Here is a 13,145-nt window from a genome sequence, read left to right as displayed (position 1 = left end):
CTGGACAAAGCCGGCTAAGGCGATTTTCGCCAAGCTGGCCCGCGTTCCTGCACCTTCCGTCTGAGTCAGTGCACTAGGCCGGATTGGGGACGCCAAGGCCGTCCTTATGAGAAAGAACAAGAAGTCTGCTCCAAACTGTGGTTGCGAATGCTTTCATCAGTAAGAGGCTCGAAGCGCTGCGACCGATAGGACCAGTTGAATAGACGCCTATTCTTTGTCACGAGGAGCGCATGAAATGTCCACTGAAAACTGTCCGATCCTCCTCCATTTGTGTACGGCACGTATAACGTGAGACCTAGCTGATCCAATAGCGAATGCGATTGGCGATAACGGAATAGGCCCGCATCTTCCCCCATCAACAAGCACGCCGCTTCGCCCTGCGCTACCTGTCGAGCGGCGAACGAGACAAAGGCGATATTTGCCGCGGACCATATCTGAACCGCAATAGGGAGCGCGAGAATAAGCAAGGCGCGTCCCGCCCATACATGCCGCCAATTATATTCCAGTTGTTCTTTGGATAGCGCGCTACCTATGAGATAAATCAAAGACGTCGTACTGGTTACGAATAAAACCTGATGCGCGTAAGGAATTTTACTCACGATTCCCGGGATTGTGGATATGAACAACATTGTGGAAAACAAGAAGGCTGGAGATATTCTTGGGATCACGTCGAAGCTCAAGCGTGAAATTAATATTCGCGCAATGGCGCACATCGCCCAAGTCTGCAATATGAGCGCGGGCGTCTCGTCGCGTGTCTCGTTGAGCACCAAACCGAGCGAGTAGAATAGACATAAGATCAGTTCTATCGACAACACGGGGATCAGTATGGAGCTCATCCACAAAAGTGTCCAGAGTTGGAGTAAATGGCATTATCTGCGCGCTTTACGAAATCATATCCCGCGGCCCGGCGCGCTCACGTGAAAGACAAGAACTTGGATTCGCAGGATATCCCGCGGTTGGAATGCAAATTACGACACATTTGGCGCTTTTGACAAGGCTGCGAGGCTGCGAGGCTGCGGAGGCCGGAGACGGAGCACAGGAAAGTGGACGACCTGCTCAGTTCTGGAGTGAACGGCAGAAATGGGTCGATGCTGTTGAAAAACTAATTTCAGGGTCCCCTTGAAAAATTCCCGCGGAAACTGGCGCGGTAGCAGGGAAAGGGACTGGGCCCCTACCTTTCACTGCGACGATCGAACGAGTGACTCTCCTAGCCTGAATGGGGGCCGTCAAAGGCCGACTCTGAGAAATTTCGCATTTCGCCTCATTTTTTGGCGCGCTCCAATTTTCGAGTTTTCAACAGCATCGGTCAGAGCCCGCTCTTCGGCAGAAGAGCGCTCCCTCCACTCGCTCGAGAGGCAGATAAGTCGAGGCCGAATATCAGGTGGCCGGCGAGCTATTCCGACCAGCGGCTCCAACGTCGTCCTTCCAGTCTTTCCGCGCATTGTGATCGAACTGCGTTTTTCGGGCTCTTTCCGATCCCCGCTTTCGAAAGCGCCACCCGACTTCGGTGCGAATTCACTGGTGCGAATTCACTAAAATGAGCTTATTTCTCCGCTGCCGAGCGCCATGTAGAGAGCGACAGTGTCGACGAGTCGCTGGGCGTCGGTCCGAATGCGAGAGATCGAGGCGTCGAGATAGGCGCGTTGCGCATCGACGACGGCGAGGCGCGACACGTCGCCGTATCGCTGCTGCGAACGAATTTTGTCGAGAAACTTTCTCGACGTGGCTTCGGCGATGCGAGCCTCGCGAACAGCGCGCGCGTCGCCCTGTAATGCGCGCAAGCAATCCGCGACATTCTGGAATGCATTGACGACTGCCGAGCGATATCGCGCTTCGGCCTGGGCGAGTTCGGCCTCGGCGGCGCGTTGCTTGTTCAGAAGCGTCATGCCGTCGAAGACAGGCTGGGCGACAGTGCCGGCGAGCGTATAGAAACCCGCACCCGGCGTGAAGAGCTGCGCAAGCGTAAAGGCGCTGGCGCCGCCATTGGCGGTCAGCACGACATTGGGCAGTCGCGCGGCGACGGCGACGCCGATCTGCGCGCTCGCGGAGTGGACGCTCGCTTCCGCCGCCTTGATGTCAGGACGTTGCGCGACGAGCCGCGAAGGCAGGCTGACCGGAAGATCGCGCGGAAGCGTCAGCTCCGAAAGCTCGAAGGTTTCGGCGATCGCCTGTGACGGGTATCGACCGGTGAGCGCCGAGAGCAGATTGCGCTGCTGCGCGAGACGGCTTTCCAAAGGCGGCAGTGTCTGACGGGCCCGCGCCAAGGCGGACTGCTGCGAAAGAATATCTGTTCCGGCGACGGCGCCATAGGCGAATTGCCGTTCGAGCAGGGCCGAGCGCTCCTCTTCGAGAACGATGACCCGCCGCGTGGCCGCGATCTGGCCGCGCAGCGACGCCTCCTCGATCGCCGCCTCGGCGACATTGGCCGCCAGCGTCAGATAGGCCGCCTGCTTTTGCCAGATCTGGACCTCTCTCCGGGCCTCCAACGACTCGACGGCGCGTCGATTGGCTCCCCAAATGTCGGGCGCGTAGCTGATCTGCACCTGCTTGGTGAAAAAGGAATAGGCCTGCTGTGTCACTCTCGTGCTGGTGGAGTCGCCCGAGGCGAACGTATAATTCGAGTTCGAATTCAGGCTCGCTTGCGGCAGGAGCGCGCCCTTCGCCGCGTCGGCATCGTATCGAGCGACGCGGATCGCCGCCTCGGCGGCCTCCAATGTCGGACTGTGGGAAAGCGCCTCTTCGACGAGGTCATTCAGATGCTTGGAACGGAACGCCGTCCACCACCGATCTGGAACTTCCGCGCCTTCACGGAACTGTTGGCCGTTTCCGGGCGAGGTTGTCTTCTCCGGTGTGAAGCGCTCGACCGCAGGCGCGACGGGCGCCTCGAAATCGGGGCCGACTGCGCAACCCGCGAGCGACGCCGGAAACAAGAAGGCGAGAAACATTCGCGGAAGCGCGTCGTTGGCGCTGCGCAGCCGCATTACGCGCTTTCCTCCGGGACGGGCGAAGATCGACATAGAGGAAGGGGCGCGCTCAATCACGGGCGAGCGCCTCCACAGGGTCGAGCCGCGCCGCGCTGCGCGCCGGAAAATAGCCGAAAATAACGCCGGTCGCCGTGGCGCAGACGACCGCAGAGAGAATCGCCGAAAGAGATAGGCGCAATTCCCAATTCGACGGAAGGAAATATCCGACGCCCCAACAAGCCAGATAGGAGAGCGCGACGCCGACCGCGGCGCCGACGAGACAGACGACAACGGCCTCGATGAGGAATTGGCGTTGGATATCTCCTTGCCGCGCGCCCACGGCGATGCGCACGCCGATTTCGCGCGCACGCTCAGACACAGACACCAGCATGATGTTCATGACGCCGATGCCGCCCACCGTGAGCGAGGTGATGCCGATCGCGGCAAGAAGCAGAGACATGGAATTGAAGAAGGCGACGCCGGACCTGATGCGCTCGGCCAAATTGAACACCACGAAATCCTTGACCCTGTGCCGACTGGTGAGAAATGGCGTCATCTTCTCCTCGGCGACGGCCGGCGGCTCGCCGTCGCGCAGAGCCACGACGATGCTGTCGAGATAGCTGCGTCCGATCAGCCGCGCCCCGGCGGTGGTGTGGGGAACCCACACATTCAGCTTGGAGCCGCCCCTGCTCTCCTGCCGGTAATTCCTGCCGGTGACGCCGACGATGACGCAAGGCAGCTTGCCGACGTAGAGCGTCTGGCCGATCGGGTTGGCGCTTCCAAAGAATCGCTGCCTCACATTGGCGTCGATCACCACGACCTGCGCCTGTCTCGAAATATCGTCGCGGTTGAAACCGGCTCCCTGCGCGATCGGCAAGCCGGTCATCTCGAAATAATTCACTCCGACGCCGGTGATGCTGGCCGAACCACTGGACGCGCGATGGCGCAACAACGCAGATTGCGCCAGTTGCGGACTGGCGTCCTTGACGTAGTCCTGTCGACGTAGCGCCTCGACATCGGCACTGGTCAGAGTCTGAATGCGTGTGGCGTCAGGGTCGCCCCAGTCCTTGCCCGGATAGATCTCGAGCGTGTTCGTCGTGACGCCCTCGAGATCCTTGGCGATGACGCGTCGAGCGGCTTCGCCGAGCGCCACCATAGTGACGACAGATACAATTCCGATGACGACGCCGAGCAGGGTGAGGGCCGTGCGCAGGCGATGGCCGAGGAGCGCGACGACCGCCATGTGACCCGCATCGAGGAAGCGCGGCCAAATGCCCTCCCGCGAAGGCGTAGCCGATCGCGGCCGTTCGTCGGTCTGGTCGGCCGTCGCAGCAATGCCGGGGATGACTGCGGTTTCCCGAGGCGTCTCCGCGCTGGTCGTCTCGGGCCGACTTGCTACGCCTCCCGCCGAACCCCTCGTTACGTCTGACACGATACGGCCATCAGCAACTGTGATGATTCGCTGCGCATGCGCGGCGACCACAGGGTCGTGCGTCGCCAAAATCAATGTATGGCCCAGCCGATTCAAATCCAGCAGCAGCTTCATCACCTCGGCGCCGGTCGCGCTGTCGAGCGCGCCGGTCGGCTCATCGGCGAGGATCACTTGGCCGCCATTCATCAGGGCGCGCGCGATGGAGACACGCTGTTGTTGTCCGCCCGAGAGTTGATTGGGGCGATGGTCCAGGCGCTCCTCGAGGCCAAGTCGCTCCAGCAAGACGCGCGCGCGCCGATGGCGCTGCTCCGCCTCCATTCCCACATAGATCGCGGGGATCTCGACATTGGCTCTGGCGGAGAGTTGAGGCAACAGATTGTAGCGCTGGAACACAAATCCGAAATGGGCGCGTCGAAGTTCGGCGAGCTGATCCGGGACGAGCGTCGACGTGTCCCGCCCCGCGACTCGATAGCTTCCCTCGCTCAATCGATCGAGGCAGCCCAGAATATTCATCAGCGTGGACTTGCCCGAGCCGGAGGCGCCCACGAGAGCGACCATCTCGCCCTCGCGGATATCGAGATCGATTCCGCGCAAGGCGTAGATCTCCTGTGCGCCGGCCGCATATCGGCGTTTTGCTCCGCGGAGCTCGAGCAAGGACGCGCCGATCGTTGCTCCCATTACCGCGTTCCATGGGATGGCGGCGACCAAGACGGCGCCTCGTCTCCGACGACGACGCTCTCTCCCTCTTCGATGCCCTCCAAGACTTCCGCCAGAATGTGATTGTTGACGCCGATTCGGATTTGCCTCGCTTCGGCCACGCCTTTAGCGCCGAGAATGCGCACGGCGTAGCGCCCGTCGATCGCCTGCTCCTTCAATGCCGCGGATGGAATGGCCAGCGCTCCTTTGGACACGCCCAGCCCGATCGACACCTGAGCCGTCATGCCAATGCGCAAGACGTGATCCGGGTTCGGCACGTCGAACAGCGCATTGTAGAATACGGCAGCCGCCGTTCCGCTCATCGATGCGGCCGATTGTCCGCTTTGCCCCATGGCCGGATCGGAATAATTTTGCGGGGCCAGCTCCACCGCTCTCAGAACTCCAGAGTAGCGCTTGTCCGGGTCGCCCATGATGGTGAAGGAGACCGGCTGTCCGATTTTCACATTGATGACGTCGGCCTCGGACACCTGCGTCTTGATCGTCATCGCGTCGAGCTTGGCGAGCTTCAGGATCACCGGCACGATTTGCGCGGCGACCACCGTCTGCCCTTCTTGCGTCAGGACGCCCACGACCTCCCCGTCGATCGGCGCGATGATTTTCGTATAGGAGAGATTGGCGTTGGCGATGTCGATCTGGCTCTTGGCCTGAGCGATCTGCGCGTCCAGCGCAGCGAGGCTCGCTTCATCCGCGCGCGACTGCGCGACAGCGCTCTCCAGGTCGCGCCGCGACGTCGCTGCGCCCTTGATCATTCCCTGCTGTCGTTCGAACTCGAGTTTCGATCGCCACAGCTTCGCCACCGCAGACTGCTTCTGCGCTTCGAGATTGGCGAGATTGGCCTGCGCCCCCTTCAGCTCGTTCTCCGGCAGGAGCGGGTCGATTTCCGCTACGAGATCGCCGGCCCGGACGTGATCGCCGAGCTTCACGGCGAGCGACTTCAACTGTCCCGTCACTCTGGTTCCGACATCCACTTGACGGATGGCCTGCAACGTCCCCGTCGCCAGCACGCTATTTTCTATATCGGCGCGCAAGGCTTTGACGGTCGAATATTGTGGCGGCGACGAGGGGGAGAGAAAGCGCAGCGCAAGAGCGCCGGCGATCGACACGCCGACGGCGACGAATATGAGACGCCCGCCTCCTTTGGTCGTGAAGCGTGGCGTCATTCCCGTGAGCCGTTCGCTTCGACGCGGCCTGTGTGGAGGCGTCGATAATTCGCCAAATCGCGCGAAATCGGATGCCGCCGATCGAAAGCGAGATGCGTGATCGGAACGACCAATACGGCCGAAGCCGCTATTTCGCCTCCGAGCTCGATCCTACACATCAGGCCGACGCTCCCGCCCATGTCGTAGACGCCCGTTACGAGCACATGGGACGACGCCGTGACGTTCGGCGCGTATCCTCGAAGCATTTTGAGCAATGGCGAACGACAATGAGCGGACAGTGGCAAGAAGTCTCGTAGACGGCGCGCCAGCGCTTTCGATGGATGCGCGGTCTCGCGCAGGCGACGAGCCTCCAAAGGAAGCACGCCGAACTGCACGGCGCTCATCGCACCGCCGCCACATCTTGCCGCGCGCGAAATTTGCGCGCTGCGCGCTTCTTCCACCAAATGACGACGCCTGTCGCCGACAGGGCCGTGATCACAAAGCCCATCGCGCAGACGAAGACCTGCATCGGACGTCCAAAAATTTGCGCCATGTGGAGGGATACGAGCCACTGCGTCACGACCCAGCCGGTCGCAACGGTGCTCGCCGCCGTCAGGGATTTGAAGGCGCCGCTGTTCGCATCGAAGGCGACAATCGTGTCGCCGCGTCTGCCGAAATCCCGCGAGCTTCGGATCATATAGGTATAGACGCCCTTGGCGCGCTCGAGACTGAGCGATTGCTCGCTCAACGTCGTGAAGCCATATTGCGCACCCGCGTCCTTAACCAGTTCGCGTCCCCGCGCAAGCGCCTCGCTCCAGCCCAAAGCGGGGCTTTCCAGCGGCGTCTCGAGATCGGGCAAAGCCGCCGGCAACGTCATATCGAACGCGAGCCTCATGACCGGCGTGTAGACGAAATTGAGATTGAAGAACACGCTCGACCACGCGAAAACGAACAGCATGACGAAGGTCCACAAGCCGAACGCCCGGTGAATATCGAAATTGATGCGATAGGCGCCGGCGCCGAGCTTGACGACCCACGCTGGCTTCCACCGGCCCCACCAGGATTTGGAGAAAGCCGAGGCGCGGTCGCGTCGTCGCAGCGGAAAGGTGAGGTAGAAGGAAACGAAGCAATCGATCGTCCAGATCAGCGCCGTTCCGCCGAGAAGATAGACGCCGAGGCCTCCCGCGCTCGCCGGAAGCGCGAGGCTCGTATGAAGGCGATAGATGAAGCAAATGAGATTTTCCTTCGCGAGCGAGACCGCGCATGTCTCCCGCTCGCCGAGCTTTTCGCCCGTATAAGGATCGAGAAATATTTCATTGAACGGAAGCTCGAAAGGCTTGCCGGTCTGCGGATCCATGCGTGGCGCAAATGAAATCGACATCGCGCGGCCGGGCGCTCGAGCGAGCGATACGCCGTCGACACGAATCCGCGGCTCGAGAGCTTCGGCCTTCTCCCGCAATTGCAGCGGGTCCAGCAAGCTCATGTCGCGGATCGGAACTGTCATCAATTCGGGATTGAGCCACACATCCAGCTCCTCCCTGAAGGCGATGACGCTGCCGGTGAGACCGACGATGACGAGAAATCCACCCATCGCCAGTCCCGACCAGCGATGCAGCAATACCCAGAAGGAGCGGGTTATCATTGATTGTCCGCCATTTCGAGAATCGAGTGGCTCCCCTCGCCCACATGCGGGAGGAGGGGAGCGTCCTGCATCGGCCGCTACTCGAATTTGTAGGTGATGTTCGCGAAGATCGAACGAGGTTCGCCACGCTGCTGCTGTCCGCTGCTTGATTTCCAATTGGCGCGATCGAGAAGATTATTGGCGTTGAGTTGTATCTTCAGCCGGTTGTTGACCTGATAGGACGCGAGCAGCCCGAGATCATAAATCGGCGCGATCATGAACGGATATTGATTGGGGCCGAACAAAGCGCCCGTCGCCACCGCATAGGCGTTGGCCTCCGGATTGTTTGGATATAGCGCAGGGGTCTTGCTCGCATAATAGAAGCTGGCGCCGACTTCCAATCCCTTCAGAGCGCCGTCCTTGAAGGCATAGACGCCCGAAAAATTGTAGAACCGACGCGGCGACTGCGGCAATTCGCTGCCCTCGAACGTAGGGAGTCCCTTCAAATTGTTGAGATCCTTCCCCGCGAGTCCGTGCATGAAGGTCGCCGCTACATTCACACGCAGATTGGAAAAGATTTCGCCGCCCACATCGAACTCGAGTCCGTGGCTATGATATTTACCGATCAAGATGCTGCGTTGACCCGAAGGGTCGGTCGGATCGCTAGTCAAAAGATTTTTCTTGGTGATGTCGAAAGCGGTCGCTCCGACCTGGACCTTGCCGCCGAAGAGCTCCTGCTTCACGCCGACGTCATATTGGTCGGCGAATTGCGGCGGCGCCGGATGGCCTGGGGTGAGGTTGCCGTTGTTGGGATTGAATGTCTGGCCCCATGCGGCGAAGATCGAGGTCTCCTCGAATGGCTGAAATACGCCTCCGATGTGCGGAGAGAAATGGCTATATTTTTGGGGAGTAGTCAAATAGTTATCCCCGTTTCCAAACAGGTTTGCCGGATCACGCGAAATTGTCCATTGCTTTTCGTGATCGTAGCGACCGCCAATTAGCAATTTAAACTGATCCGTTACCTCTACGAGATCCTGGCCATAGACAGCGCTGAGCCACGTGGTCGTTGTCTGGCCGAGCCAAGTCGCGGAACAGCCAGATGTCGGAACGAAACATTGATCTGCCGGATAGATGGGATAGAAAATATTGATCGACTCGGGAGTCGAAGCAAAATTCATCGTACTGTAATATTTATCCCAGCTATTTTGCCTGTACAGTCCGAACAATATATTGTGCTTGACGGGGCCGGTATTAAACTTTCCTCTGAGATCGACCTGGCCAACGAGGCCATCGGTGGTGTCCGAGGAATTGACTCCGAGGTTTTCATATATCGTAGAGACGCCGTCAAAAAAGGGGGCGAAGCCCGGCCCGAGAGTGCCGGTGCGCCCATAGTCGGCTATCGCGGTGATATTCCAGTTCTCGTCGAATGCATGCTCATATTTAATTGTCGCATTGGCGAGCGTATTATTTTGATTAGCCCTTAGATCTCCGAAATATCGCTCGCGGGGCAGGTATTGGAATACTGGATAGAGCGGCAAGCCGCCGCTAGCGCGATCGTGATTGACGCCATATTTTCCATGAAAGCTGAATTTGTCGCCATTGTCGAAAATCCAGGTTAGAGCCGGCGCAATCGAGATGCCGTCATGGTAATCATAATGGTTGACGAACCCTCGCTCCTCGAATGCGGCATTGAGCCGAAAAAGAACGCTCTTGTCCTCGCGCAAGGGCGTATTGAGGTCGATCGTCGTGCGATGAAAGCCGAAACTGCCTATTCCCTCGCTGATAATCGCGAAGAATTTATCGGTCGGCTTTTTAGTGATGAAGTTTACGACGCCGCCAAATCCGAGCGTAGCTCCATAAAGCGTCGAACTCGGTCCTTTTGCGAATTCGACATGATCGATGTCGCTCAGATCGACGCCGACATAGCCATAGTTTCGCGGCATTCCATCAAGTAAAATCGGCCCCCCGGTAGGAAATCCGCGGACAGTAAAGAGAGGAGTGTTGTGTGTGCCGGAGCCGCCGCCTTGCGGGTCGCCGATGACGCCGCTGACCTGGTTGGCGAGATCATATACCTGTAGCTGCGGGCCCTGATCTTCGATTAATTGCGGCGCTATGACTTTTACCGATTGCGGCACATCACGCAGCGGAACATCCATCTTCGTCGCCGTGGAGGCGTTCGGAGTGACATAGGTTTCTTTTGGGAGATTGCCGAATTTGTCGGCGGCTCCGGGCGACTCCGGCTTTTCCGGCTGTGCGGCCCGCGACGCTCCGATATCGATCGTCGGCAGCGCTTCTTGGGCGCATGTCATGTCGGGAGCAAAAGCGAATGTGAGCGCGCAGGCGGAGGCGCCGCGCAGCAAGGCCGAGCGAAACATGAGACTTCTCCTGATACGGCGCGTCGGCCGTCGAGACTGGATCGAACAAATGCCGCTCGAAAGCGGCAGTCAGTCAGGAGAGAGAAGGAGGCGCCCTGGACGACCACGAGCTCGTCCAACCGAGCGGGTCGCCGTCGTCATCGGCGAGCCCGGCCCGAGCAACGGGATCGGGGGAGCCGAACGTCTCGAAATAGGCGTCGATAATGTCCGCGACGCTATGAAAAGACAGCGCGTGACAATCGCGGACGCAGCAGAGAACGCAACGATCCGAACAATCGTGTCGATCTGGGGAAGGAGTCTCTCCGCCGCCGAGGCAGAATACGTCGAATGAAGGCGCCGTGGCGACGCTCGGAGCTGCTTCGGCGTGGGCGAATTGCCGATGGGCCGCGGCGAGCGAGCCGACGCTCTGAAAGAGCATAAGCAGCGCGACAATGCTTCCGAGCAGCCGATGCGCGGAACGCGATTGAAGACCCGCCACCCTCATTCTTGCGCTCTCCGTTCGAGAGGATTCATCCGCGACGCGAACGCCCGCGACGCCGCGAACCCGTCGAATGGCGCCGAGGCGACCCGCGAGAAGCCGCTCTTAGAGCCTTACGTAAATTAGCCGCCTGTGTTGAAACTAAGTTGCGGCGGGCAATTTGAAAAAAATCTCGAAAAAGGCCAAGATTTGGTTCGACCTGTGACATAAGCGCCACAGGTCGCGCTCGCCGACCCTCGATCCTTGCCCGGCTGCGACGGACCGGAGATGAAGGACGCTCGATGCATATTCTGATCGTGGAAGACAATGTCGACTTGGCGACCAAGCTGGCCGAGCAGGTGACGAGTTGCGGGTTCGATGTCGATCGCGCCGGTTCGATAAGAGAAGCGCGCGAAATCATCGACTCTCGCGATTTCGCGCTCGTCGTGCTGGATCGAAGGCTGCCCGATGGAGACGGCATCGGCCTCGTGCCGGAGATTCGACGATTGCGGCCGCGGATGCGCGTTTTGATGCTGACGGCGCTCGACGATGAGGAAGAGATGGTCGCCGGGCTCGACGCCGGCGCCGACGACTATCTGACCAAGCCATATAATCCAAAAGAGCTGACGGCGCGCATTCGGGCCAATCTGCGTCGTCTGGACGGCGATCCGAGCCCATCGATCCGATTAGGGGAGCTATCGTTTGCGCCGGACAGTCGAGAGGTCGCTGTGCGCGGCGAGGCGATCGTTTTGCAGAAGCGGGAGCTCGATCTTCTCGAGACGCTGATGCGAAAGCCGGGGCGGGTGGCGCTGCGCGATCGGCTCCTCGAGGATTTCTACGGCGACAAGGACGAGTTGCATGTGAATAATTTGAATGTCGTTGTCTCGCATCTGAGGCGACGACTGAAGGAGTGCGGGGCCGGAGTCGAAATTCACGCCGCCCGCGGCATCGGCTATTTCATCGCAAAGTCCAGCGCATGATCGCGACGCGCTCTCTCGCGCTCCGTTTGGCGGCGTTCTTGGTGGCTGGCCAGTTCATTTCTTACGCCCTGACGCTCACGGGCCATTTGGCGCTCGTCATGTCTGGAGCCTTGTCTGTTCAAGAGGGATCGTGGAACGATTTCGGCCAGGAGGAGGCGCTTCAGCTGATCGAAAAGTCATTGGCGATCGGGGCGGATGGCGCCGCGCATATCGAGCCGACAGGCGAGTTGCGCGACCTCGAGCTTCGAACCCCTACGCTGAAATTTGCGGCTTTCGATCCAAAGACCAATGCCGCCTTGCCGGGATCGTCGCACGATCTCGTGGTCGCGCTCGGAGGCCGGGATCGCACGACGACGCTGTTCTCTCAGTTCCGCATTTCTGGAGAGGTCGAGGACGATCTTCGCGGCGTCGAACAATTGGTTGCGACGCCATTCGGAAAATACTCTATCGCAGCTTACGGATATCGCTTTGCTTGGAAGCAGGTGGTTCTCGACCTGTATCGAGACATCGTGAGAGTCTTCAAGCAAATGATTCCGATGTTTTGCGTCACGGTCGCCGTCGGCTGGATCACGCTGCGGCGCGGATTGCAGCCCTTGCGCAAGGCCGCGGATCAGGCGCGAGGAATCGACGCCGAGTCGCTCAATCAGCGGCTCCCGGAAAGCGACATGCCGAACGAGGTCGCCCCTTTCGTGGTCGCGATAAATGACGCACTGGCGCGAGTCGACGCTGGAGTCGCGCGGCAACGCCGCTTCAACGCCAATGCCGCACACGAATTGCGGACGCCGATCGCCATATTGGTGGCGTGTGTCGAGACGATGCGCGACGACGCGAGCTCCCGCGAGCTGCGACGTCATCTCGACCATTTGCAAAATATCGTCGAGCAATTGCTCATATCGGCGCGTCTTTCTGGAAGGACCCCGAAGAGCGAGGCGCCGCTCGATTTCGCAGCGCTCGTTCTGGCGAAGGTCGCGGACTATACGCCACTCATAATGGAAAACGAACGCGCGATCACCTTTGAGGGACCTTCGACCGGAGTCATGGTCCGGGGCGATCGTCGCGCTTTGGAGAGCGTCATCGCCAATCTGATCGACAATGCATTGCGGGCCGAACCGAAAGGCGGAACCGTGCAGGTGCGCCTGACTTCTGAAGCGACTCTGGAGGTGATCGATCACGGCGAAGGCGTCGCGGAATTGGATCGAAGCATGATTTTCGAACCCTTCTGGCGAAAAAGCGAGGCGACGCCCGGAACCGGCTTGGGTCTCGCCATCGTCAAGGAAATCGTGGAATTTCAGGGCGGCAAGATCTCCGTCGATGAGACGCGGGGCGGTGGAGCGACATTTTCAGTGTCCTTTCAAAGGTAGCTCGTCCACGGCGCGTTACATGTTGACGTGCCCCCGAAGTTTCATCCAGCGGCGAGTTGAGTCCCGGCGGTTGATACGCCCGCGGGCGTGGGGTGAGCAA

9 protein-coding genes are annotated in these 13,145 nt (G+C 59.8%); 3 read left to right on the top strand and 6 right to left on the bottom strand.

Annotated elements, in window-relative coordinates; all coding sequences use genetic code 11:
- Positions 1 to 618: 618 nt before the first annotated feature.
- On the top strand, positions 619 to 783 hold the full coding sequence (locus ACT53T_RS06555) for a hypothetical protein (RefSeq protein ID WP_476160595.1): 165 nt from the start codon (positions 619 to 621) through the stop codon (positions 781 to 783).
- 749 nt (positions 784 to 1,532) lie between these two features.
- Here ACT53T_RS06555 and ACT53T_RS06550 read toward each other — a convergent pair.
- The 5 genes from ACT53T_RS06550 to ACT53T_RS06530 form a co-directional block, all read right to left on the bottom strand.
- The gene (locus tag ACT53T_RS06550; RefSeq protein WP_476160594.1) at positions 1,533 to 2,981 is read right to left on the bottom strand and encodes an efflux transporter outer membrane subunit; all 1,449 of its coding nucleotides are present in this window, start codon (positions 2,979 to 2,981) and stop codon (positions 1,533 to 1,535) included.
- A gap of 52 nt (positions 2,982 to 3,033) precedes the next feature.
- The gene (locus ACT53T_RS06545) at positions 3,034 to 5,073 is read right to left on the bottom strand and encodes a MacB family efflux pump subunit (RefSeq protein ID WP_476160593.1); all 2,040 of its coding nucleotides are present in this window, start codon (positions 5,071 to 5,073) and stop codon (positions 3,034 to 3,036) included.
- Complete coding sequence (locus tag ACT53T_RS06540; RefSeq protein WP_476160592.1) at positions 5,073 to 6,272, bottom strand: efflux RND transporter periplasmic adaptor subunit; 1,200 nt, start codon at positions 6,270 to 6,272, stop codon at positions 5,073 to 5,075. The genes ACT53T_RS06545 and ACT53T_RS06540 overlap by 1 nt, the downstream gene beginning before the upstream one ends.
- Before the next feature lie 379 nt (positions 6,273 to 6,651).
- Positions 6,652 to 7,893 (bottom strand): PepSY-associated TM helix domain-containing protein, encoded by a 1,242-nt coding sequence (locus ACT53T_RS06535; protein ID WP_476160591.1) that lies wholly within the window; start codon positions 7,891 to 7,893, stop codon positions 6,652 to 6,654.
- Between the two features lie 77 nt (positions 7,894 to 7,970).
- The gene (locus ACT53T_RS06530) at positions 7,971 to 10,247 is read right to left on the bottom strand and encodes a TonB-dependent siderophore receptor (RefSeq protein ID WP_476160590.1); all 2,277 of its coding nucleotides are present in this window, start codon (positions 10,245 to 10,247) and stop codon (positions 7,971 to 7,973) included.
- Positions 10,248 to 11,006: 759 nt separating this feature from the next.
- Between ACT53T_RS06530 and ACT53T_RS06525 the strand changes: the two genes are divergently transcribed.
- Entirely contained in the window at positions 11,007 to 11,684 is a 678-nt protein-coding gene (locus ACT53T_RS06525; protein ID WP_476160589.1) for a response regulator transcription factor, read from the top strand.
- A 176-nt stretch (positions 11,685 to 11,860) separates the two neighbouring features.
- On the opposite strand, the gene ACT53T_RS06520 is transcribed toward ACT53T_RS06525, so the two are convergent.
- Entirely contained in the window at positions 11,861 to 12,568 is a 708-nt protein-coding gene (locus ACT53T_RS06520) for a hypothetical protein (protein WP_476160597.1), read from the bottom strand.
- Here ACT53T_RS06520 and ACT53T_RS06515 point away from each other — a divergent pair.
- Positions 12,482 to 13,045 carry a sensor histidine kinase gene (locus ACT53T_RS06515; protein WP_476160596.1) on the top strand — a complete coding sequence of 188 codons (564 nt, stop codon included), beginning with the start codon at positions 12,482 to 12,484 and terminating at the stop codon, positions 13,043 to 13,045. The genes ACT53T_RS06520 and ACT53T_RS06515 overlap by 87 nt on opposite strands.
- Positions 13,046 to 13,145: the final 100 nt, after the last annotated feature.

The sequence above is a fragment of the Methylosinus sp. DMC45 genome (assembly GCF_056313885.1).
Note: the sequence above shows the minus strand (reverse complement) of the source record. Positions and strands in the feature narration are given on the sequence as shown.